Here is a 22,417-nt window from a genome sequence, read left to right as displayed (position 1 = left end):
GGTGCTCTCACCTGCGTTCAGTCCTCGCGCGTGCCGGCGTGGGTGTGGCTGGTCGGGTTCGGAGCCTCGGGGGTCACGTGGATGGATGCGTGATCGAGGTGCGGTACGCCTCGGCGGAGGGTGTCGTGCACGGCCTCCGCGATGCGGTGGCCGTCGTTCACGGTGAGGGTCGAGTCGACGGTGATGTCGAGGTCGGCCTCGAGGCGGTGTCCGCTCCACCGGGCGCGTGCTCGACGTACCGCAATCACTCCGGGCACCTCAGCCGCGGTGGTCTGGGACTGATGCGCGAACAGGTGACAGCTGCGGTTAGGCCGCCAGGCTGACGGTCGGGTCCATGATGGTCTCGTACTCGATGGGGGTCAATCGGCCCAGACGAGCCTGTCGGCGACGACGGTGGTAGGTGCGTTCGATCCAGGTGATGATCGCGATGCGCAGCTCTTCTCGGGTCCGCCAACGCCTGCGGTTCAGGACGTTCCTCTGGAGCAGGGCGAAGAAGGACTCCATTGCGGCATTGTCCCCGGCAGCACCGACTTTCCCCATTGACCCGATGAGGTGATACCGGTTCAGTGCATGCACGAACTTCCGTGACCGGAACTGGCTCCCGCGGTCCGAGTGCACGATGCATCCGGCGGCATCGCTACGACGAGATACTGCGTTGTCCAGGGCGTTCACCGCGAGACGTGCCTTCATCCGGTCGCTGATCGAGTAGCCCACGATCCGGCCGGAGAACACGTCCTTGATCGCGCAGAGGTAGAGCTTCCCTTCATCGGTCCGGTGCTCGGTGATATCGGTCAGCCACAGTTCGTTGACGTCATCGGCCGTGAAATCTCGCTGCACGAGGTCGTCGTGGACCGGCGGGCCCGGCCGTTTCCCGTTCTTCCCCCGCTTCTTCCCGAACACGGACCACCACCGGTTGTCCCGGCAGATCCGCCACGCGGTCCTCTCACACATGCGCTGGCCAGCCGCTTCCGCTTCGCCGGTGAGGAACCGGTAACCGAACTCGGGATCGTCACGGTGGGCGTCGAACAGGGCGTTCGCCCGATACGCCTCGACCAGTTCCGACGGGGTGACCTGCTGTTTCCGCCAGCGATAGTAGGGCTGGCGGGAGAGCTTCAGGACCCGCAGGGACACCGCGACGGGGATCCCGTCAGCGGCGAGCTCGCTCACGAGCGGGTAGAGGATTTTCCCGGCAGATTCGCCTGTGAGAGATAGGCGGCCGCGCGACGCAGGACCTCGTTCTCTTGCTCCAGCAGCCGATTCCGACGACGCAAATCCCGCAGCTCGGAGGACTCCTCGCGGGTGGTCCCGGGACGGGCACCGTCCTCGACATCGGCCTGGCGCATCCAGTTCGTCAGGCAGGACTCCGAGATCCCGAAGTCCTTCGCGATCTGGGAGAGCTTCTGGCCAGGTTCACGGTTCCTCGCGACACGCACGACGTCGTCACGGAACTCCTGGGGGTATGGAGCGGGCATGGTGCACATCCTTCCCTGCGACGCGGCTCAGCGCTACAGATCATGTGACACCTACCCGCGCATCAGTCCCTCGGCAGCAGGTAGGGCCAGTAGGTCTCGCGGTGACCGGATGCGCGGACGGGGCCGGTCTTGGGTCGCGTCGCGGGGCGGGTGGCTAGCTGAGTGGACGCTGTCACTGCTGGGTGCCTTCGTCGTAGAAGGACTGCAGTGCATCGAGGTATTCCTGTGCGGTCTCGTTGCCGTTAGACATGGCCTGCATATGCTCCTGGATGAAGTCGAGGAAGCCGATGGCCGGGTAGTCCGGGTAGTACGACAAGGCGTTGCCGTCCATCAGTTCCACGAATCCTTCGGTGTATTCGCGGGTGCGCTCATCGGTGATCGCTGCGGGGTCGCCCGCGATGGGCAGCCCGCCGAGTTCGCCGATGAGGTTCTGGACCTCTTCGGATAGCGTGATGTCGATCCACTCGTAGGCGAGTTCCTTGTTCTTGGCGCGCTCTGGGACGCCCCAGAGGTGTCCGGAGGAGCCCATGACGAGGTTCGCGCCGGGGAATGTCATGTACCCCCAGTTGAAATCGGCCTCGGCCACAGCGCGGTGGAAGACACCGTGGTTCCACACGACCATTGCGGCGTTGCCGCTGAGGAAGTTGACGGTGGCTTGCTCGAAGTTCAGACCGGCGATGTCGGTGCCGACATATCCGCGCTCGATCCAGGCCTGGAACCGCTCCGTGCCCTCCGCCCAGGGGTTCGAGGAGAAGTCGACAGGGCCCTTCACGAACATGAAGTCGTCGATCTCGTCGCGGGTGGCGATCGCGGAGACCAGGGAGTACCAGATCCACATCTGGTTGAAGCCCTGGCTGGTGGCAGCGGAGCTCGCGATCGGGGTGACGCCCGCGGCCAGCAGAGTGTCCATCGCTGCTTCGAGGCCTTCGAGGTCGCTGATGTCAGGGGAGATGCCGTGCTGTTCGAAGAGGTCCTGGTTGTAGAACAGCGTGACGTACTCACCGATATTCGGGATGCCGAACCAGGAGCCCGAGCCGGCCATGCCGTCCTCGTATAGGGCGAAGGAGCTCATCGAGTCGCTGACCTTGGCGTCCCATCCACGCGCGGTCACCGTCTCGGTGAGGTCGGTGAGCAGCCCCTGCGCGGCGAGCTGGCCACCGTCGGCGTTCCCCTTGTTGAACTCGATGACATCGGGAACCTCGTTCCCGGACAGGGTGATCTTGGCGTTCTGGCGGACCGCATCGAAGCTGGTCTGCTGGAAGTCGACGGTGACGTCGGGGTGCTTCTCCTTGAAGATCTCGAGGGCGCGCTTCCAGCCCTGGCCCTGGGCGGAAGTGGGGTCCTCGTACTGGAGGACCTTGAGCGAGGTGCCGTCCCCTTCTGCGGAAGACCCGCAGGCAGTCAAGCCCATGGTCATCGCCGGGAGAGCAGCGGCGGCGCCGAGGGCACCGAGGGTCTGGCGTCGTGTGAACGTCATCGTTCTTACCTTTCGAAGGGGATTTTCAGCTGTGGTGGGAGTTGACGGAGTCGCGGTGGATGAGGGGACAGGGGACTTTGATGCGGCGCGGTGCTGAATGGGGGTTATCGATGAGGTGGACGAGTTGCCGCACTGCCTCGGAGCTCATGCGTTGATGAGGCAGCTCGACGGTGGTGAGTCGCGGGGTGAAGAACTCGGAGGTGTACTCGACGTTGTCGAATCCCACGATGCTGAGGTCCTCAGGAAGTGAGAGTCCGTGGCCTCGGGCCGCCTGTGCGGCTCCGAAGGCGGTGCGGTCCGAGAAGCAGAACAGCGCCGTGGGTCGTTCTGCCGCGGGACGGGTGAAGAGCCACTCGGCTGCCGCTTCACCTGCGGAGATAGACGGGTCCGATGCGTTGACGATCAGCGGATCGGTCTCGTGTCCGAGGTGCTCCCGCACGGCGTCGCAGAAGCCCTTCGCGCGTAGGCGCCGAGCGAGGTATCGGTCGTCATCGATGCCGATGTATCCGATGCGCGTGTGGCCGGCGGAGATCAGATGGGAGGTGGCCTCGTAGGAGCCTTGAACCTCGTCGGCGATGACTTCGGTGACAACGGGATTCGACCCGGTGCTGATGCAGTCGAGGAACACGAACGGTGTGGTGTCCGGGACCGTGGGAATGTTCCGTCGGCGGTAGTAGTCAGCAGCGAACACGATCCCGTCGACATCGCGCTGCAGCGCGGTCTCAATCGCACTCTCTTCCGCGTGAGAGGCGTCTGTGACGGGGATGGTAATGAGGATGTACCCGGCCTCAGCCGCCGCCGCCTGTGCCCCGCCCGTCAGTCCGGAGAGGAAAGGATCATCGGGCCCCGTATTGCAGATCAAGGCGATCGCATGGCTCTTGCTGAGCTTCAGACCGAGCGCATGAGGATTGGGTCGGTAGCCCATCCCGTTCGCCGTTGTGCGGATCTTCTCCGCAAGGGGCGGGTTCACCCGCCCCTGGTCCTTGTGGTTCAGGGCGAGTGAGACCGTTGATACCGAGATGCCAAGCTGGTCGGCGATATCCCGCATCCGTACCATCACGACTCCCCTCCCTCGTGTCTCGTCACTCGCTGTCAATCGATTGATCCTGGACGCTAGAGACGTCAAACGGTTGACGCAACAGTGCCGAGCTCTGCGTTGAGCATCAGACCAAGCCGCGAAGAGTCAGCCAGGACGATCTGCTCATCGCACGGCCCGTCACCGCAGGACGAGCTGGGTAGCGAGGCGTGATGTCTTCATGGGCGCCGAATCGTTTGCCATGCGTCGCAAAAGGGTCTGGGTTGCCTCACGTCCCAGAGCAGCGGCGTCCTGCGCGACCACACTGACCCCACCACAGACAACCTCAGCAAGCGGGAAATCATCGAAGGCAACGAAGGAGTCCAGCCCGACATTAAAGCCAGCATGAATCATGGCCAGTGTGGTCAAAGAATTTCCGGAGACCATGGCGGTTGGCGGATCCGGGAGCTTCGTGAGCCATGCCAGGTGGCGTCGGGTGCGCTCAACGTCAGGTCGGTGCTCATAGACCAGAGCGTGGTCGACTTTAATATGGCTTTTCTCTAAAGCCGCACGGTATCCGCGTAAGCGCTCGACCTGAGTAAACACCCGCGGGGAGTCTCCCATGTAGGCAACACGCTGATGACCCTGCTCCAGCAGTATCTCTACAGCCTCCTGCATACCGCGCGTGTTGTCCGATAAGACCACATCGGTCGGCTCACCCGGCACGGGGCGATCGACGCAGACCACGGCGGTACGTCCCATCCGGTGAAGAAGCCGAGGTCTTGGCGTCTGAGTCGGGGCAAGGATGATTCCATCGATCTGGCGTGCGGCGAGCGTTGCGAGAATGTTCGCCTCGCGTAGGGGATCACCCATGCTCGACGAGACGATCACGGTGGTGCCCTCGTCGACAGTGTGTTCCACCGCGAGAGTGACCTGGGCAGCGAACGGCTCGGAGATGTCCTCGACCACTACGGCGATTGACCGGGAAGTGGTTCGCCGCAGGTTTTGTGCAGCGGGATTCGGGCGATAAGAGAGTGCCTCGATGGCACCAAGTACGCGAGTTCGGGTGCTCTCAGCGACGTAGCTCTCGCGATTGATAACTCGCGAGACAGTCTTCGTGCTTACTCCCGCGTGACTGGCAACATCACTGACGGTGGCGGGCCGGATACGGGCCATGAGCGACCTCCTAGTTGTCGGGTCTCCGAGCGCATGAGACACCAAAATATGTCAACGATGTCATGCCGTCCGAACAGGCGCTTTGAACCCAATGATGCACTTGGAGGGGCCTAGATCGCCAGATGGCACCTAGGCGCAACCACCTTATAGCCACAGACTCGAGACAAGGATGTCATGCACGTAGCACGGGTGCTTCGTGAGGACGTCAACCGATCAATGAGGAGTGAGGAAGCATGCGACGACGCCGCTTCTTAGCCGCCGTCAGCGCCCTGGGGCTGGCTGGTACCGCTGCCGCATGCGGCAGTACAGATGCTGCTGTAACCGATGATCTGCAGTTCTTTAACGATGCGGCATCTTGGGAGCCCGGGTACCTGGCAGCGGGTGATGTATTGCGGGAGAGGGTGGGGTGGGGTCTATCGCCCCAGACGATCCCAAACGCATCCTCGTATGAGCAAGTGATTCGATCGCTGTTGCAGACGCAAGATCCTCCCGACCTCGTTAAATGGGGTAGCGGGTATCGGATGCGCGATCTCGCTCGCACAGGGTCTCTGGCAGAACTCAGCTCAGCTTGGGAGGCCTCTGTCGAAGCCGGGTGGCTCGATGATGGCATGAGACCAGATTTCACGTTTGACGGCGGCGTTTTTGGGATGCCACTCATTCAGGGCTACTACGTCATGTTCTATAACGTGAAGGTTTTTGAGGAGCTCGGCCTCGAGCCTCCAGCGACCTGGGATGAGTTCCTCAGCGTATGCCGAGCACTCAAAGCTGCAGAAGTTACTCCCATCGGAACGACTCAGATGAACATCTGGCCCGTGGCGAACTGGTTCAGCATGCTGGCTGCTGCCTATGACGCCGACTGGTACCGCGCGTTGTGCCAGAACGAGGCTTCGTTCTTGGACGACCAGGCGGTGGGCCTCATGGAACTGTGGCAGGAGATGATCCGGGATGGGTTGCACACGAGCGCGGACTCGGTGAGCGACAACTTCCCTTCGATGCTCGCCTCCGGGCGCATCGGCATGCAGCCCACGCCCGTTAGCTGGAGCACCCAGTCCATGGAGCTCGCCGGCATGGAGTCCGGGACCGGATTCGATGCGTTCCTCCTCCCGGCCGTACGGGCCTCGTCCCCTACCGTGGTCACAGAGGTCGCAGGACTCGTGGTTCCGGACCGCTCACGGCACCGCGTCGAGGCGACCGAAGCGCTGGCCTCCTGGCTTGCCCCGGAGGTTCAGGAGCCCTGGTCCGACTTCCTCAATGGGTCCAGCGCGAACCCGAAGGTCACTTGGTCTGACCCCGTGAGTCAGCGTCTTCAGAGCACTATCCGGGACCAGAGCCTCGACGTCGTCAATCGCTACTGGGAGAACTCGCCGCCGCCGCTCGTGGTGGGCGTCACCCAAGACCTCGGCGGATTCATGGCGGATCCCTCCGACCCCCGAGGCGTCCTCGAATCGCTCCAGCGCAAGGCTGAGTCCGAGTGGTCCTACTGGCAGGAGGCAACCCGATGAGCGTCCTGCCCGACCATCGTGACGTTCTGTCTGCCCAGCGCCGTCGCGACCGCGTCGTCCGCGGCCGGCCGCGCTTGCTGTTCCTCGCCCCGGCCGTGGCCCTCGTCGGGCTGCTCGCGCTACTCCCCTTCGCCCTCACCGTTGGACGTAGCTTCCTCGACGACGCCGTAGTGGATCCCTCCTTTGCCGGCCTCTCCAGCTACGCCCGCCTGGTCACCGACCCGGTGATCGTCCGCTCGAGCATCAACACTCTGTTTTGGCTGGTGGGCACGGTCTTGCTCCCCGTGGGGCTCGGGCTGGCGATCGCCGCCCTGACCAACTCCGTGTCGTGGGGCAAGTACGCCCGGCTCGCGATCGTCCTGCCCTACGCGCTCTCAGGAACCGCGGTCGCTGTGGTGTGGAATTTCGTCCTTCAGGACACCGGTGCCCTGAACTCTCTGCTGCGCGGGATCGGTCTCGACGCCCTCGCGCAGCCCTGGCTGCTGAACTGGCCCGGAAACACCATCGTCCTGATTATCGCCAACTCGTGGCAAGCCACCGGGGTTGCCGTGATCCTCTACCTGGTGGGCCTCCAGGGCATTCCCCGAGAGACCATCGAGGCCGCCGCGCTGGACGGCGTGGACGGGATCCGTCGGTTCTGGCTGGTCGTCGTACCGCAGCTGCGCACCTCGACCGCGGTCGTGATGGGTATCAGCCTCGCCAATGGCCTGAAGTCTTTCGACCTGATCTGGGTCCTCACCAACGGTGGGCCGGGGCGCGCCACCGAGACCCTTGCGGTGTCGATGTACTGGCAGAGCTTCGTCCTCCAGCGTCCCGGATCGGGGGCCGCTATAGCCGTGGTCCTGACGATCATCGTTGTCGCCGTCTCCGTCGCCTACCTGCGCAAGCAGCTTCGCGCGCACTGAGGAGCATCCTGTGAAAACCCTTCGATCCCTCGTCGTCGTCCTGCTCGCGCTGATCTGGTTCGTGCCCACCTACTTGATCGTCGTCAATGCCTTCACTCCCAACGACGCCTACACCGGCGACGTCCGCTGGCTGCCTGGCGGCGTTGCCATCTTCGAGAACATGGCCGCCGCTTGGGAGGCCGCACAGCTCGGCCCGTCGATGCTCAATAGCCTCGCGTACGCCGTGGCCGCCGGGGGCCTCGCCGTTCTCGTGGCGGCATTCGCCGGCTTCGCGCTCACAGCGATCCCCGGAGGTCGGCGCGTCTTCTGGTTCTGGCTGATCTACGCCGGAGCGCTATTCCCTGCACAGGCCTTCCTGAGACCGTTGTTCACCGGCTACGCCGAGACCGGCCTATATGACACGCGGGCGGGCCTGCTGCTGATCTATGTCGCCACCTGCATCCCCTTCTCCTTCTTCATCATGCGCAACCACATGCTCACCATCCCCCAGGAGGTCGCCGAGGCGGCGCAGCTGGACGGTGCGAACTGGTGGCGTGTGTTCACCCGGCTCTATCTGCCGCTAAGCAGGTCGGCCCTCGCCGCCGCGTTTATCTTCCAGTTCGTGTGGGTGTGGAATGAACTGCTGTTCGGCATCACCCTCAGCTACAGCGAGCAGATCCGCCCCGTTATGGCAGCTCTCGCTGGCCTGCAAAGCAACTACGGCACTGTTGGCCCGCCCGTCGTCCTCGCCGGAGCGCTGCTGGTCTCCCTGCCCACCGTCATCGTCTTCCTCGCCTTCCAGCGCGTGTTCGCCTCCAGCCTCGGCGGCACGCGGATCTAACTCGGAACCGGTACGCAAGCCGGAGCCGCATCGGAGCCACAGCTCCGCCCGATTACCCCTCCACTCGATCAAAGGACTGAAGCGCACCATGCCCAACATCCACTATCAGCACCCCGGCACCTGGTTCGGAGACTGCATGCCGTTCTTCCACGACGGCGCGTTCTACTTGTTCCATCAGCGTGACGGCCGGGACCCCGGCCCTCTCCCGGACTGCGAGCCCTTCGGCTGGGCCCTAGCCCGCACCACCGACTTCGTGGAGTACGAGGACCTCGGCGAGGCGATCGTCCGCGGCGGCGAGCACGACCAGGACCAGTTCATCTACGCCGGCTCCGTCTTCGAGGCCGACGGAACCTTCCACGCCATGTACACCGGCTTCAACCGCGACCACTTCGCCGCTGAAGGCAAGCCCTCCCAGGTTCTCATGATCGCCGAGAGCGACGACCTCGTCCACTGGCGCAAGACCGACAAATCCCTGGTCGCACCGCAAGAGGGGTACGACCCCGACGACTGGCGCGATCCCTGGGTCGTCTACGACGAGGACGCCGGTCAGTGGGTCATGATCCTCGGCACCCGCAAGGCTGGACCCAAGACCCAACTGAGCGGCTCCACGGTCTACTTCACCTCGACCGACCGCGAAACCTGGGAGTTCCAGGGCGACTTCTGGGCTCCAGGCCTGTTCACCATGCACGAGATGCCCGACGTGTTCCTCGAAGGCGACTGGTGGTACCACCTGGTCACCGAGTACAGCGACAAGTCCAAGACCATCTACCGCCGCTCCCGCTCCCTCTACGGGCCGTGGGAGGCGACCGAGGACGACGCCTTCGACGGCCGCCCATACTACGCGGCGCGCTCCGTGTCCGACGGCGAGAACCGCTACCTCGTCGGCTGGGTCGCCACCCGCTGGGACGACGACGACACCAGGACCTGGCAGTGGGGCGGCGCCCTCGTCGTCCACCAGGTCGTGGTGCGCGAGGACGGCACACTGGGTACGAAGATTCCCGATGCGGTACGCGAGCACCTCGCCGCATCCACCGCGACAGCAGTCGAGCCCTTCGCGCTCTCGCGGAGCGACGGCCTAACCCAGCGGGTCCTCGCCGAATCCGTCCCGCAGCCGTGCCTGCTCGAGACGACGCTAAAGGTTGCCCCGGGCACCCGGGAGGTCAACCTGCGCTTCGGCGAGGACACCACGACCGACGTCGGCTATCAATTCTCGATGGTCATCGACGAACATCGCCTCGAGTTCGACAAGCGCCCCAACTGGCCCTGGGGACAGCTCGACAACCGCGGCCTCGAGCGGCCACTGCCGGACCTCACCGACGGGCACGAGCATCGACTACAGCTGGTCCTCGACGAGGACATCGCAACGCTCTACGTGGACGACGTCGCCCTGAGTACGAGGTTTGCAAACCCTGCAGGATCGGCAGTGGTGCTCGACGTGATCGAAGGGGCAGCGGAGGTCGGAGCAACCTCCGTCACCACCAGTGCTACCCAGATCTGAGGACTTCACTCTCGTTTGAAATGCGATCCGATGCTGCCGGGCGGTGATGCAGCGGGACTGCGGCGCCACCCGGCAGCATTTCAATTGCGAGACTGCCACGTAGGGAGAAGACAGTCCGCGCGGTGCAATCCGACCTGACTTGCACAGGTTTAGTGACCCACGGGTTCCTGGGCATCGAGCGCATCGAGGATGTGGCGAGCGTCGTCGGTGAGGGGATCGACAGCGGTGTGGAGGTGTCCGCCGATGTTGACCTGGACCTCGAGAAGTGGCTTCAGGGTCCGGATGATCTTCCGGATGCTGTAGCCGGTCACGTCCTGGAGGTAGCGGGCGATCGCTAGCGCGGTGAACACGATCGTGAGGTGGGCTTCGATCGCGTCGCGCTGGTGGTGGAACATGGGCCTGGCCTGCAGGTCTGTCGTGCTCATTCGGAACGACTGCTCCACGTGCCAGAGGTCGTGGTAGCTGGAGAGAACCTCCGCCGCGGGCATGACGCCTGCCTTTGGTGACGTAACCCTTCAATCCTGCGAGGGACCGGGCCTTCTCGAGTGAGGCTTCGTCGAGGATGCGGCCGGCGGCGGTGGTCTTGACGAACCGGGTCCCCTTCACGCTCGCATCGCCGGCGATCACGGCGCGGGCCCGGTTCTCCTGCTGGGTCAGGGTGTATTCATCGTGCATGGCCCGCTTGCGGGAGTAGGCCCAGATCGCCCTCCAGTGCCCGGGATATTCCTCCGCGTCCCAGACCGGCTCCCGCCGGCACCACTTCGTCTCGGTTCGTGTGTTGCCGTGGCGCGGGGTGATGGTGTCTATCAGCTGCCCGTCGATGAACGCGTCTCCGTGCCAGTGGAAGTGATTGGCCAGGTCACCGGATGCTTTCTTCGGTCTCGAGCCGACGATGAACCGCAGTCCGGCCTCGTCGATCGCGTTCAGGTTCTCCATCGAGAGCATCCCGGCGTCGGCGACGACGACGATGTCGGCCAGTCCGTGTCGGGCCTGGAACTGTATGATCATCGGCACGATCGTCTTCGTCTCGGCCTTGTTTCCCTCGTAGCAGCCGATCTCGAGTGGGAACCCGGTCCGGTCGACGAGCAGTCCGACCACGATCTGCGGATCCACGCGGCGCTCCTTGCTGAACCCGACCTTGCGCAGCTCGTCCTCCTTTGGCGCCTCGAAGTAGAGCGTGGTGACGTCGTAGAGCACCAACGAGACATCACCGCTGGTCCAGACGTGGTCAAAGCACTTCTTCGCGATCATGTCGCGGTACTCCCGCTGCCCGCAGCGGCGCAGCGCGGCGTGGAAGGTGTTGCGGTGAACGGGATTGATCCCGACCTCGCGAAGGACTCGGCGGGAATCGCTCATCGAGGTCGGCTCGATAAGCCGAGCAGCGACGAGCTGGAAGAACGCTTCATCATTGACGACCTCGAAACCGAGCCGGTGCCACGCCGCCTCGAGGACCTCCACGAGGTATCGGCTGCGGCGGTCCTGCATAGTCAGGACACCCGCCCCAGGAGCAGTAGTGCTGGTCAGATCGAGATCGAGCGCTTCCTGCCCCACATGCAGGCGTTCGCGGCCCAGATGCATCAACGCTGCCAACTCAGCCTCAGAATGCGCGGACCCGAGGTGCTCGAGGACCCGGTTGCGACGACCGTCCTTGGCCACGACCTGGACCGCCGTCGCACCGGAGGCTGTCTTCACCTTCCTCAAGAACGGGGCCATCACCCGATCCTACCGCCACATTAGTGACCCATTCTCACAAACGAGAACGTGCTGACCAGCACTAATGAACTCAGGATGGCCGCTATCCGCGCTCACCTGTGCAAGTCAGGTAGGATCCCGGTCGCACGACCGCGCCGGGAATCGAGCCACTGTTGCGCCCACCTCGGTGCCTGGCCACAGCAGACCGGCCGGCCCCGACGAATCGGGACCGGCCGGCGCTGTTGAACGTCGCCGCGGTTCAGACCACCGGGACGTCGACCGCCTCGCCGGTGCGTGCACTCTCGTAGGCGGCGAGGATGATGCCGAGCACCGCGATGCCCTCGGCCTCGGTGTTCAGCGGGCGACGGCCCGTCTCGAGGCACTCGACGAAGTCGGCGATCTCGGCGGCGAAGGTGTTGACGGCCTCGTGCTCGAAGACCTGCTCCTCGTCCTCGCCGCGGATCTTGACCCGCAGCGTGGTGCCGTCCGAGCTCAGCGAGCCCTTCTCGCCGACGACGCTGAAGCGGTCGGTGCCCGGCGCGGCGTCGTAGGCCCAGGAGGTCACCAGCTGGCCCACGCTGCCGTTGTCGAAGCGCACCAGGATCTGCGCGGAGTCCTCGCCCTCCATGAACTTCAGGCGGTGGGTCGACATCATGGCGAAGGCCTTGACCGGCTTGGCGCCCGCGAAGTGCATCAGCAGGTAGGTGGGGTGGTAGCCGGTGTCGATGTACTCGCCGCCGCCGCTGGTGGCGGCCTTGGCGCGCCATCCCATCGTGGAGGGGTCGAAGTTGTTGAAGAACGAGTCGGTGGTGCGCACCTCGTACACGTCGCCGAGGGCGCCGGAGTCGATGACCTCCTTGGCCTTGGCCACGGCCGGCATGAACAGCTGGTTGTGCGCGCACATCAGCGTCACGCCCGCCTTCTCGACGGCGGCGCGCACCTCAGCGGCCTCGTCGGCGCTGAGGCACAGCGGCTTCTCGCACAGGATGTGCTTGCCGGCCTCGGCGGCGGCCACGATGGCCGCCTTGTGCAGGTGGTGGGGCAGGCAGATGTCGACGGCGTCGACCTCCGGGTCCTTCACCAGCTCGGTGAAGTCGGTGTAGGCGCGGGCGCCGGTCTCCTCGACGCGCTTGGCGAGGGTCTCGGGTACGGCGTCGGCGATCGCGGTGATCTTCACGCGCTCGGGGATCGTCGCGTAGCCGGCGATGTGGGCGTTGGCGATGCCGCCGGCTCCGATGAGGCCGATGCGGACGGGCAGGGAGATGGTCATGGTGTTCCTTGTCTGCAGAATATGGAGCCGCGCGGCATCCGGGGCCGCGCGGCGTGCGGGGTAGTGCGGCTCAGGCGCGGGCGTCGTCGTTCGCAGCGGCCACCAGTGCCGTCAGGGCACGTGCCCGGCGGAGGTTCTCCTCCATCGTGGCCTCGGTGCGGATCGACTCCACCCACTGGGCGAAGGGGATCGGGTCGTCGGCGGGCACATCGACCGTCGACCAGCCCTCACTGGAGCCCAGTCGCATCACGGCGTTGCCCTCGTCGTCGTTCTCGAAGCCGTACAGCACCGAGCCCTCGGTGCCGTGGACCTCGATGGTGAACGGGCTGGCCGGGGTGACGAACCCGGTCTCGATGACGCCGATGGCGCCGTCGGGGGTGGAGACGGTGACCGAGGAGTTGTCCTCGACCCCACGACCGGTCTGGTCGGTGTAGGTCGAGCGCACGGTGGAGATCTCCTCGCCCAGGATCAGCTGGGTGAGGTAGACGGGGTGGGCGCCGAGGTCGGAGAAGGCCCCGCCGAGCGCCTCGGAGGCGTCGTAGAACCGGGCCGGCAGCCAGTCGGCGGTGGAGCCGTTGTGGGCCAGGCGCACCCGCGAGTACGTCAGGCGCCCCAGGGTGCCCTCGTCGAGGATCGTGCGCAGGGCGAGGGTGTAGCCATGGGTGAGCCGCGGCAGGGACACGGTGACCCGCACCCCGGCCTCCTGGGCGGCGCTGATCAGCTGGTCGCAGCCCTCGACGGTGGGGGCCAGCAGCTTCTCGGTGAAGATGTGCTTGCCGGCGGCGATCACCTTGGTCATCAGCTCGACGTGGTCGCTGGTGGCGGCGGTGACGGTGACGCCGTCGAGGTCGTCGCGGGCCAGGAGAGCGTCCAGGTCCGTGGTGGCCTCGACGCCGAGCTTCCCAGCGAGCTCACGGCCGCGGTCGGCGTCGTCGTCCCAGACGGCGACGAGCTCGGTCTCGGGGTGATCGAGGGCGGCGCGGCCGTATTCCTCGGCGTGGACGTGCCATGCGCTGAGCACGGCGATCCGCAGGGGAGTGGTCATGTGGTTCTGCTCCTGGATGGGGAGGGTGCCCTGTCCGGCGCGGACGAGACAGCACGCGGGCATCCGCTCGACGCGTCCATGGCCCCGGGCGAGACGGTGATGTGGGCCGCTGGAGGGACCACTCTGTCGTATGACACGTTACTCACACCGATGGCGTAATTCAATGAGCTACCGGACCTGGCGGGCCCTACAGGTCTCGTCGTCCCTGGCCGATACGATGGACAGATCTCAGAAGTCCTTGTGCGCAGGAGTCACAGTGGCGGGTTCAGAGGCGACATCCGGATCTTCGGGGCTGAGCGCCCGGTGGCGGCGCGCGCTCGGCGCCGGCGCCGCGATCGCGCTGACGCTCTGCGGATGCGGCTCGGGCTCTGCCACCCCCGTGCCGATCGACCAGGCCCGCGCGATGAGCGAGGAGATGCTCCCTCCGCTGCAGGACGCACTGCTCACCGGCCCCGATGCGCAGTGGACCGATGGCCGGGAGCAGGCCACGACGGACGTACGGGGCACCTGCCGATGGACCCCCGGCGACGCCACTGCGGAGACCGCGATCCCGCAGGAGAAGTCGACGTGGATGGAGCGCCGCGACGCCGTCAACGACGTCCTGGAGGACCACGGCTTCGACGCCGTCTGGGAGCCGATGCAGAAGAACGGCACGTACGGCTTCTCCACCAGCCGCGAGGACGGTGCGGGCATCGCGCTGTATGCGACCAAGGGCGGCACCGTGATCCGGCTGTTCAACGTTCCCGTGGCTGACGGTGCCTGCGAGTAGATAGGTCCCCGGGCGCGGCGGGTCGGGGAACCGAGCGGTCAGAGCCGATCCCGGCGCTTCACCTGCGCACGCCGGATGCGTAGGTTGGGACCTCCAGCAGGACCCGCCCGCCCGTCACGCCGAGTGCGTGACGCTCACGAGGGAGAGATCCATGAGAGTCGCTGTCGTCGGTGCCACCGGGAACGTCGGAACGGCCGTGCTGGCCGCGCTGCAGCAGCGACCGGAGGTGACCTCCGTCCTCGGCATCGCCCGGCGCCTGCCCGACCAGGACCTGGCCCCCTACTCCTTTGCCGACTGGGCCTCGATCGACATCGCCGCCGCCGTCGACCCGGACCAGGCCGTCTCCGAGCTGACCGGCGCGTTCCGGGGCGCGGACGCCGTCATCCACCTCGCGTGGCTGATCCAGCCCAACACCCGCCGCGAGCTGCTGCGCCGCGTGAACGTGGACGGCACCGAGAACGTCGCCCGCGCCGCCGCCGAGGCCGGCGTGCCGAGGCTCGTGGTGGCCTCGTCCGTCGGCGCCTACTCGCCCTCGCCCGGCAACGAGGTGCGCGAGGAGACCTGGGGCACCGAGGGCATCCGCTCCTCCCACTACAGCGTCGACAAGGCCGCCCAGGAGCGCGTGCTCGACGAGTTCGAGCACGCCCACCCGGAGATCGCCGTGTCCCGGCTGCGCCCGGCGCTGATCTTCCAGTCCGACGCCGCCTCCCAGATCCAGCGCTACTTCCTGGGCACCTGGATGCCCATCCAGGCGCTGCGCGCGGGACGCCCGCCGGTGCTGCCGCTCCCGGCGGGGATGCGGATCCAGGCCGTCCACGCGGCCGACGTCGCCGCCGCCTACGCAGCTGCCGCGGTCACCGGGGCGCGCGGGGCCTTCAACATCTGCGCCGACGACCTGCTGGGCATGCAGGAGCTGGCCGACATCGTCGACCACGGCCGCTTCCTCCAGGTCCCCCACTCGGTGGTGCGCGCCGCGTTCACCGCCGGCCATCGCGCCCGGTTGCTCGCCGCCGACGAGGGCTGGTTCGACATGGGTATGAACGTGCCGGTCATGAGCAACGAACGAGCGAAGGCGGAACTGGGCTGGGCGCCCCACCACACCGCCGCCGAGGCGGTCGAGGAACTGCTGGAGGGGATGATCGCCGGCCACGGTGCCGGCTCGGTGCCGATGCGGCCGCGCGATGTCCGCCGCGCCCAGCTCCCCGTCGATCAGGTGCCGGCCGTGGCCGGTGCCGGGGCCCGGGCCGACGGACCGAGCGGCCGCGTGGGCGAGACGGCACCCGGGGGAGCGACCCGGCATCTGCCCGTCGAGCCCCGCCCGCAGATCTCCGAGAAGGTCACGCAGGACCTGCTGAATCTCTACCTCTCCGACCATCTCACCGGCGCCTCGGCCGGCGTGGAACGCATCGAGCGGATGGCGGCGGCGTTCGTGGACACTCCGGTGTTCGCGCCGCTGTCCAGCGTCGGCCAGGAGATCCGGGCGGAGCGGCAGTTCCTCGAGGAGCTCATCCACGATCTCGGCTTCCGGCAGCTGCCGCACCGGCAGGCCGTGGCCTGGCTCGGCGAGCGCGCCGGGCGGCTGAAGAACAACGGGCGCCTCGCCACGCGCTCACCGATGACGATGGTGCTGGAGACCGAACTGATGCGCAGCGCCGTGATCGGCAAACGGGGCGGCTGGCAGACCCTCCAGGACAATGCCGAGCTGCTGGGCCTGGACCCTGAGGTCTTCGCCCGGCTCGCCGAGAACGCGCTGCGGCAGGCCGAGATCCTCGACCAGGTCCACGCCTACGCGCGCCGCCGAGCCTTCCGCCGGGATCTGGAGACCCATACTCCCCAGGAGACGGACACCCCGCAGGACTGACGGAGCCCGGGGGTCACGCCGTCACGGCGGCCAGCAGCTCCAGGACGTGGCGGTACGCCTTGCCGGTCGCCGCCTGCATGCCCAGCTCGCAGGTGCGGTTGGCCGAGACGTACCAGTCCGTCTCCCGCCGGGCGACCTCGGCCGCCTCGGCGGCGGTGGCCGAGGCGGTCAGCTCCGGATGCAGCATGCCGCGGTCCCCCGCGTAGGCGCAGCACCCCCACTCCACCGGCACCACGACGTCCTCGGCGCAGGCCTCGGCGATCGCGACCAGATCGTCGCTCGCGCCCAGATGGGTGGTCGAGCACGTGGGATGCACGGTCACCGAGCGCGCCGGCTCGCGGATCTCGAGGCGGTCCAGCAGGTGGCGGCGCACGTAGGTGATCGCGTCGATGACCTCGATGCCGGTGCCTTCCACGGCCTCGACGATGCCCTCGGTGCAGCTCGCCGCATCGACGATCACCGGCAGCTCGCCGCCATCGGTGGCCTCGCGCAGGGCGTTGCGCACCCGCTCGCGCATCTGCTCCTTCGCCGCCGTCATGCCCTTGGAGGAGAACGGGGTGCCGCAGCACAGGGAGGCGGCGTCGTCCGGAACGGCGAACCGGACTCCCGCGCGCTGGGCGAGGAGGGTCAGCGACGCCGGGACGCCGGTCGTGCTCCCACTCCCGCTCCCGCAACCGCAGCCTCCGCCACACCTGCCGCGGGACTCCTCGGCCGCGCCGAACATGGTGTGCACGCAGGCCGGGAGGTAGACGGCACTGACGTCGGCCCCGGTGCGACCCCGGCCGCCGGCACGGCGCACCGACCCGCCACGGCGCGGCAGCTCGGGCCGGTACTCGGGCACCGTCTCCGCACCGAGCAGAGCTCGGCCGACGTCGGTCGCCGCCCGGGGCAGCGCCGTGGGCACCACGCCGGCCGCGGTCATCGCGGCCGAGGCCCCGCGGGTGACCGTGGCCCACCGTGAGGACGCGGCCTTCCAGGCCGTGGCCGCCGGGGTCTCCGCGGATTCCGCGCGCAGCCGCCGCACCAGGTCACCGGTGTTGATGTCGACCGGGCAGGCGGTCACGCACATCCCGTCGGCCGCGCAGGTCTGATCGCCCTGGTACTCGTAGGCCTCGCGGATCGCCGCCGCCGTGGCGAGGTCGTCGCGCTGCTCGGCGAGGTTCGCGTCCCGTCGCAGCACGATCCGCTGGCGCGGCGTGAGGGTGAGGTCCTTGCTGGGGCAGACCGGCTCGCAGTAGCCGCACTCCACACAGCGATCGGCTTCCTCCTCGATGCCGATGACGGGCTTGAGATCGCGCATGTGGGCCGAGGGGTCATCGGTGAGCAGGACACCCGGATTGAGGACCCCGGCGGGGTCGACGAGCTGCTTGATCTCCCGCATCACCCGGTACAGCTCCGGGCCGTACTGGCGCTCGACGAACGGGGCCATGACCCGGCCCGTGCCGTGCTCGGCCTTGAGGTTGCCGCCGTGATCGAGCACCAGCTCGGCCATGTCCTCCGTGAACGCCTCCAGTCGGTCCTGGGACTGGCCGAGCCGCTCGTTGAGCAGGAAGTGGATGTTGCCGTCCTTGGCGTGCCCGAAGATCACCGACTCGGTATAGCCGTGGCGTTCGAACAGGGACTGCAGGCCGCGGCAGGTCTCATCCAGCTCGGGAACCGGAACCACCACGTCCTCCAGCAGCGCGGTCGAGCCCTCCGGTCGGGCGCCGGCGATCGCGGCGTAGAGCCCCTTGCGGCTGGTCCACATCGCGGCCCGGCGGGAGGTGTCGGTGGTCATCTCCAGCGGCGTCGACAGCCCGAGGCCGCCGGCCAGCGCGGTCGCCTCGGAGGCCTTGTGCTCGAGCTCGTCCGGGTCGTCGCTGCGATGCTCGACCAGGAGTGCGGCATGGTCGGCGACGTCCAGTCCCCGGATCTCCTGGGGCGCCCCCGCGAGGTTCTGGGCGACGGTCAGGGAGCGGGCGTCCATCAGCTCCGCGGTCGCGAACCCGGCGCCGACCACCTCCGGCAGCGCCGCCGTGGCCGTCTGCAGCGACGGCAGCACCATGAGCCCGGTGGTGATGTGCTTCTGGATCGCGACCGTGCGGAACACCGCCGAGGAGACGAAGGCGAGGGTTCCCTCGGAGCCGACGACCAGGTGGGCGAGGACCTGGGCAGGCTCCTCGAAGTCCAGCAGGGCGTTGATGCCATAGCCCATCGTGTTCTTCAGGGCGAACCGCTCCTGGATGACCCGCGTGGCCTCGGCATCCTCGCGCACCCGACGGCTCAGGCGGACCAGGCCCTCGTGCAGCTCCGGCTCGTCCTCGCGCAGGCGGGCGTCGGCATCCGGGGCGGCGGTGTCGACCACGGTGCCGCTGGGCAGCACGAACCGCAGCGATTCGAGGGTGCGATAGGAGTTCTCGCTGATCCCCGCGGCCATCCCCGACGAATTGTTGGCGATCACCCCGCCGATCGTGCAGGCGATCTCCGAGGCCGGGTCCGGGCCCAGCCGGCGTCCGTGGCGGGCGAGGTGCGCGTTGACCTGCCGCAGCGTCGACCCGGGGCCGACGCGCACGCGCTCGCCGCCGTCGAGGACCTCCACGGACCGGAAGTTCCGGCGCACATCAGCCAGGACGGAGTCGGACTGCGCCTGCCCGGACAGACTGGTGCCGCCGGAGCGGAAGGTGACCGGCCGACGGGTCTGCGTGGCCTGCCGCAGCAGCGCGACGACCTGGGCCTCGTCGGCCGGAGAAGCGACGGCCTCGGGCAGCAGCAGGTAGTGCGAGGCGTCGTGGGCGAGCTTGTGGCGGGCGACGACATCGGTGTCGAGCGTGGGCGCGCCGTCGGCGTCGAGCGATGGTGCGCGGCCGGTGTCGCGCGATGGTGCGAGCGTCATCGCCTCACGGTATATCCGCGACCGCCGGAGCGGCAGTCACCATCTCGTCTGGCGCGAAAACCTGCTTGTGGCCCCGCCGCGCCGCGCAGGTGCCCGTTCGTGAGCTTCAGCGGGACACCAGGCGCAGGCCGGCGCGCGTGGCTGTCCATGAAGGGGACGCCATCCGAAGATGCCATGCCATATGCCAGGCCTCCTCGATGAGCGTCCCACGGATGGTCAGCACCTCACGCCGCCACGATGAGGACCGGGCGCGGACACGATGAGAACCCGATGCCGCCACGAGGGGAACAGGGGCGGGCCCGACTCCCGATCCGCACCCCGCACCTCCCCGAGAGCGTGCCCCGGGATCGGTAGACTCGCCCCATGAATTCCGCCGCGCACGATGACCTGGTCCGCCGTCCCTTCGAGGGGCTGCCGAACGAACGAGACCTGGTCGCCATGCGCCAGCTGATCCCGGCGGCGACCATGAGGGCGAAGACCACCGCCGAGTACGGCTCGGCCGACGTGGAACTGGCGACCATCCTGCCCATGGCCTGGCCCGCGGTGCGTCGCACGGACGGCACCGTCACCGTCGGCGTCCAGGCCGGCTACCCCGGCGGGGACCTCTCGCGCGGCATCGGCCAGGCCATCAAGCTCGCCCTCGCCCTCGAGCCCGGCAACCCGATCACCACCGTCACCCTCGACGACGAGGCGCCGCGTCTGCAGGAGATCCTCGACCTGGACGGTGACTTCGCCATCACCGTGCACGAGACCTTCGACTTCTGGCTCGATCCCAACGCCGAGCGCACCAGCGAGATCGATCAGTCCATCAAGCAGGCCAACGAGTCGATCATGCCCACCGCACCGATCGGCGGGCTGCCCCACGCGTACTGGGTCGACGCCGGACCCAAGGAGCACGTGCGCTGGGTGCTCGACGCCGATGAGGACCGCGTGATCGACGCTGTCACCCGCCTGCACGCCCGCCGCGAATCGGCTATCGGTGAGGGCACCAAGTACGTCGGCTCCTTCCGCGCAGAGGGCATGTCGATCCCGGTGTGGGACCTGCCCAAGGGGCACGGGGTCGAGCCCGTCGAGGAGATCGCTGCGGACTTCCGCGCTCGCTTCGAGGAGGCCCTGAACACCGACGAACTGCTGACGGCGCTCGAGCGCCGGGCCCGCGGCGGAATCGTGGCCCGGCAGGTGACGCTGCGATGAGCGCCGCGGGGCCGCTGACGGCGAACCGCCCCGAGCGGGTGGCCGTCGTGATCCCCGCCAAGAACGAGGCGGAGCGGATCGAGGCGACCATCGAGGCCGCCCGCGCCATCGTCGGGGTCGACCTGGTGGTGACCGTCGACGACGGCTCCACCGACGCCACCTCCGCCGTCGCCATGGGGGCCGACGCGCTGGTGGTGCGGCACAAGACCAACCGCGGCAAGGCGGCCGCCATGGCCACCGGTGCGCAGATGGTCGCCATCCGCGAGCATGCCGAACGCGCCGACGGCGGCGAGGATTTCTCCGAGGAGCTGCACGCCGAGCCGCGCGCTCCCGGCCACACCGGGCCGTTGCCCGTCATCGGAGCCGACGTCGCCCCGCGTGCCCTGCTGTTCCTGGACGCCGACATGGAGGGCTCCGCCACCGCGGCCCAGCCGCTGGTCGACGCGGTGCTCGGCGAGGGCGTCGACATGGCCGTCGCCCTGCTGCCCCCGCAGGACGGCGCGGCCGGCATGGGCATCGTCGTGCGCACCGCCCGCAACGGCATCCGTCGCGCTACCGGCTGGGAGGCCACTCAGCCGCTGTCCGGGACCCGCTGCATCACCCGCGAGACCTGGGAGGCCTGCCAGCCGCTCGCTCCGGGCTGGGGCGTGGAGACGTCGCTGACCATCGACGCGCTGTCCGCAGGATTCTGGGTCAAGGAGATCGAGGCGGACCTCCACCACCGCTCGACCGGCCGTGACCTGCGCGGTCAGCTGCATCGCGCCGCCCAGCTGCGGGACGTGCTGCGCGCCCTGGCCCGCAAGCGCCGCGGCGTGTTCGACGCCGACGAAGCCGGCGCGCCGTCCGAGGACGACCTCGACGGCGACGTCATCGCGCCCTCGCCGGCCGCTGCCACCGTCGCCGAGCGCGAGGAGCCGGACGGCCCCGCGCCGACGGCCGCCGAGGAGCCTGTCGACGCAGTGCCGACCTCCGCCCAGGAGTCTGCCGATGCCGCGCCGATCTCCGCCCAGGAGTCTGCCGATGCCGCGCCGACCTCCGCCCAGGACGGCGATGTCGACGAACCGTCCGCGGACCAGATCACGCCTGCGCGCACTGCCGACGGGCACACGGCCGACGCCTTCGCCGCCGGTCCGGGCGAGCCCGCACAGGCCGTGCCCGAGGCCGACGAGCCGGAGGCCGACGCCTGGGCCATCCCGCCGGATCCCGCGACCGCTGACGTACCGGCGGCTCCCGAGGCCCCGGCACCTACTGAGGATTCCGTGTCCACCGGGCAGCCGGCACCGGCCGAGGATTCCGTGTCCACCGAGCAGCCGGCGGTCACCGACGGGTCGGCGACGGGCGAGGTGCCCGCGAACGCCGAGCAGCGGGCACGAGGCCGCCGCGCGAGGCGCCGTCGGGACGATTACTCCGTGCTCCCGGTCGAGGGCGAGTTCTCCGACGCCGAGACCCGCGCACTCGGAGACGTCGACGTCGAGGCCCTGGGACGCAGGCTGCGCGCCCTGCCGGTGACCGGGCCCTTCGCCTCCGACGACGCCGTCTACCTCGCCGGGGTCGATCTCGACGCGCTCGCCGAGAAGCTGCACTCCGCACCGGTCGAGGGCGAATTCAGCCCGGAGCACGCGGTCATCATCGCCTCCCACCTCAGTGCCCCCGAACCGGAGCTGCCGCCCTCGATCCGGCCGCCGCTGAGCCCCGACGAGTACACCTCGCTCGTCGTCCACGCCGCCGTCGACGCCGAGAACGCCGACTGACCCAGTCACTCGCGAGCCGCGAGCCGCGATCGGGTCGAGACCGCTGCAGTTGCCGCTATGGGGACCCAATAACGGCACCTACAGCGGTCTCGACAGCA

16 protein-coding genes and 1 pseudogene are annotated in these 22,417 nt (G+C 67.8%); 8 read left to right on the top strand and 9 right to left on the bottom strand.

What is annotated here, in order from left to right; genetic code table 11:
- Window positions 1-17: 17 nt before the first annotated feature.
- The 5 genes from ACFQS2_RS02675 to ACFQS2_RS02655 form a co-directional block, all read right to left on the bottom strand.
- Window positions 18-293 (bottom strand): cation transporter dimerization domain-containing protein, encoded by a 276-nt coding sequence (locus ACFQS2_RS02675; RefSeq protein WP_377792816.1) that lies wholly within the window; start codon window positions 291-293, stop codon window positions 18-20.
- Window positions 294-306: 13 nt separating this feature from the next.
- Window positions 307-1,472 (bottom strand): IS3 family transposase gene (locus ACFQS2_RS02670; protein WP_377792658.1). Its coding sequence is split into 2 segments (ribosomal slippage): window positions 307-1,185 and window positions 1,188-1,472, totalling 1,164 coding nucleotides; the frame shifts between segments, so codons are not numbered across the junction.
- A gap of 172 nt (window positions 1,473-1,644) precedes the next feature.
- Window positions 1,645-2,949, bottom strand: coding sequence for an ABC transporter substrate-binding protein (locus ACFQS2_RS02665; RefSeq protein ID WP_377792657.1), 1,305 nt, complete (start codon window positions 2,947-2,949; stop codon window positions 1,645-1,647).
- A gap of 25 nt (window positions 2,950-2,974) precedes the next feature.
- Window positions 2,975-3,997, bottom strand: coding sequence for a LacI family DNA-binding transcriptional regulator (locus ACFQS2_RS02660; RefSeq protein ID WP_377792656.1), 1,023 nt, complete (start codon window positions 3,995-3,997; stop codon window positions 2,975-2,977).
- Window positions 3,998-4,165: 168 nt separating this feature from the next.
- The gene (locus ACFQS2_RS02655; RefSeq protein WP_377792655.1) at window positions 4,166-5,140 is read right to left on the bottom strand and encodes a LacI family DNA-binding transcriptional regulator; all 975 of its coding nucleotides are present in this window, start codon (window positions 5,138-5,140) and stop codon (window positions 4,166-4,168) included.
- A 233-nt stretch (window positions 5,141-5,373) separates the two neighbouring features.
- On the opposite strand from ACFQS2_RS02655, the gene ACFQS2_RS02650 reads away from it, so the two are divergent.
- The 4 genes from ACFQS2_RS02650 (at window position 5,374) to ACFQS2_RS02635 (ending at window position 9,865) form a co-directional block, all read left to right on the top strand.
- Window positions 5,374-6,642, top strand: a complete 1,269-nt coding sequence (locus ACFQS2_RS02650) for an ABC transporter substrate-binding protein (RefSeq protein ID WP_377792654.1) — start codon at window positions 5,374-5,376, stop codon at window positions 6,640-6,642.
- Window positions 6,639-7,547 carry a carbohydrate ABC transporter permease gene (locus ACFQS2_RS02645; protein WP_377792653.1) on the top strand — a complete coding sequence of 303 codons (909 nt, stop codon included), beginning with the start codon at window positions 6,639-6,641 and terminating at the stop codon, window positions 7,545-7,547. The genes ACFQS2_RS02650 and ACFQS2_RS02645 overlap by 4 nt, the downstream gene beginning before the upstream one ends.
- Window positions 7,548-7,557: 10 nt before the next feature.
- Complete coding sequence (locus tag ACFQS2_RS02640; protein ID WP_377792652.1) at window positions 7,558-8,367, top strand: carbohydrate ABC transporter permease; 810 nt, start codon at window positions 7,558-7,560, stop codon at window positions 8,365-8,367.
- Between the two features lie 88 nt (window positions 8,368-8,455).
- Window positions 8,456-9,865 carry a glycosyl hydrolase family 32 gene (locus tag ACFQS2_RS02635; RefSeq protein ID WP_377792651.1) on the top strand — a complete coding sequence of 470 codons (1,410 nt, stop codon included), beginning with the start codon at window positions 8,456-8,458 and terminating at the stop codon, window positions 9,863-9,865.
- A 149-nt stretch (window positions 9,866-10,014) separates the two neighbouring features.
- On the opposite strand, the pseudogene ACFQS2_RS02630 reads toward ACFQS2_RS02635, so the two are convergent.
- The 3 genes and pseudogenes from ACFQS2_RS02630 to ACFQS2_RS02620 all read right to left on the bottom strand — a co-directional run bounded on the left by ACFQS2_RS02630 (window position 10,015) and on the right by ACFQS2_RS02620 (window position 13,872).
- Window positions 10,015-11,578 (bottom strand): annotated as a pseudogene (locus ACFQS2_RS02630) (IS1634 family transposase).
- Window positions 11,579-11,816: 238 nt separating this feature from the next.
- Window positions 11,817-12,827 (bottom strand): Gfo/Idh/MocA family protein, encoded by a 1,011-nt coding sequence (locus ACFQS2_RS02625; RefSeq protein ID WP_377015951.1) that lies wholly within the window; start codon window positions 12,825-12,827, stop codon window positions 11,817-11,819.
- Between the two features lie 70 nt (window positions 12,828-12,897).
- Entirely contained in the window at window positions 12,898-13,872 is a 975-nt protein-coding gene (locus ACFQS2_RS02620) for a Gfo/Idh/MocA family protein (protein ID WP_377792650.1), read from the bottom strand.
- 379 nt (window positions 13,873-14,251) lie between these two features.
- Here ACFQS2_RS02620 and ACFQS2_RS02615 point away from each other — a divergent pair, with 379 nt between their 5' ends.
- Both ACFQS2_RS02615 and ACFQS2_RS02610 read left to right on the top strand, forming a co-directional pair.
- Complete coding sequence (locus tag ACFQS2_RS02615) at window positions 14,252-14,641, top strand: hypothetical protein (RefSeq protein ID WP_377792649.1); 390 nt, start codon at window positions 14,252-14,254, stop codon at window positions 14,639-14,641.
- Between the two features lie 151 nt (window positions 14,642-14,792).
- Window positions 14,793-16,502, top strand: coding sequence for an NAD-dependent epimerase/dehydratase family protein (locus ACFQS2_RS02610; RefSeq protein ID WP_377792648.1), 1,710 nt, complete (start codon window positions 14,793-14,795; stop codon window positions 16,500-16,502).
- Window positions 16,503-16,515: 13 nt separating this feature from the next.
- Here ACFQS2_RS02610 and ACFQS2_RS02605 read toward each other — a convergent pair whose 3' ends face one another.
- Window positions 16,516-19,374, bottom strand: a complete 2,859-nt coding sequence (locus ACFQS2_RS02605; protein ID WP_377792647.1) for an FAD-binding and (Fe-S)-binding domain-containing protein — start codon at window positions 19,372-19,374, stop codon at window positions 16,516-16,518.
- A 363-nt stretch (window positions 19,375-19,737) separates the two neighbouring features.
- On the opposite strand from ACFQS2_RS02605, the gene ACFQS2_RS02600 reads away from it, so the two are divergent.
- Window positions 19,738-20,568, top strand: coding sequence for a DUF5926 family protein (locus tag ACFQS2_RS02600; protein ID WP_377792646.1), 831 nt, complete (start codon window positions 19,738-19,740; stop codon window positions 20,566-20,568).
- The gene (locus tag ACFQS2_RS02595; RefSeq protein ID WP_377792645.1) at window positions 20,565-22,319 is read left to right on the top strand and encodes a glycosyltransferase; all 1,755 of its coding nucleotides are present in this window, start codon (window positions 20,565-20,567) and stop codon (window positions 22,317-22,319) included. The genes ACFQS2_RS02600 and ACFQS2_RS02595 overlap by 4 nt, the downstream gene beginning before the upstream one ends.
- The last annotated feature ends 98 nt before the right edge of the window (window positions 22,320-22,417 follow it).

This window comes from Brachybacterium sp. GCM10030267, assembly GCF_042666875.1.
GTDB lineage: Bacteria > Actinomycetota > Actinomycetes > Actinomycetales > Dermabacteraceae > Brachybacterium.
The sequence above is the reverse complement of the archived record's forward strand: the minus strand, read 5'-3'. Positions and strand labels throughout refer to the sequence as shown.

What these genes read in the sequence shown, in the direction of transcription:
- ACFQS2_RS02595 (WP_377792645.1), top strand. Translation starts at nt 20,565, where the DNA reads ATGAGCGCCGCGGGGCCGCTGACGGCGAACCGCCCCGAGCGGGTGGCC.
- ACFQS2_RS02620 (WP_377792650.1), bottom strand. Translation starts at nt 13,872, where the DNA reads ATGACCACTCCCCTGCGGATCGCCGTGCTCAGCGCATGGCACGTCCAC.
- ACFQS2_RS02645 (WP_377792653.1), top strand. Translation starts at nt 6,639, where the DNA reads ATGAGCGTCCTGCCCGACCATCGTGACGTTCTGTCTGCCCAGCGCCGT.
- ACFQS2_RS02650 (WP_377792654.1), top strand. Translation starts at nt 5,374, where the DNA reads ATGCGACGACGCCGCTTCTTAGCCGCCGTCAGCGCCCTGGGGCTGGCT.
- ACFQS2_RS02655 (WP_377792655.1), bottom strand. Translation starts at nt 5,140, where the DNA reads ATGGCCCGTATCCGGCCCGCCACCGTCAGTGATGTTGCCAGTCACGCG.
- ACFQS2_RS02605 (WP_377792647.1), bottom strand. Translation starts at nt 19,374, where the DNA reads ATGACGCTCGCACCATCGCGCGACACCGGCCGCGCACCATCGCTCGAC.
- ACFQS2_RS02665 (WP_377792657.1), bottom strand. Translation starts at nt 2,949, where the DNA reads ATGACGTTCACACGACGCCAGACCCTCGGTGCCCTCGGCGCCGCCGCT.
- ACFQS2_RS02600 (WP_377792646.1), top strand. Translation starts at nt 19,738, where the DNA reads ATGAATTCCGCCGCGCACGATGACCTGGTCCGCCGTCCCTTCGAGGGG.
- ACFQS2_RS02635 (WP_377792651.1), top strand. Translation starts at nt 8,456, where the DNA reads ATGCCCAACATCCACTATCAGCACCCCGGCACCTGGTTCGGAGACTGC.
- ACFQS2_RS02660 (WP_377792656.1), bottom strand. Translation starts at nt 3,997, where the DNA reads ATGCGGGATATCGCCGACCAGCTTGGCATCTCGGTATCAACGGTCTCA.
- ACFQS2_RS02625 (WP_377015951.1), bottom strand. Translation starts at nt 12,827, where the DNA reads ATGACCATCTCCCTGCCCGTCCGCATCGGCCTCATCGGAGCCGGCGGC.
- ACFQS2_RS02610 (WP_377792648.1), top strand. Translation starts at nt 14,793, where the DNA reads ATGAGAGTCGCTGTCGTCGGTGCCACCGGGAACGTCGGAACGGCCGTG.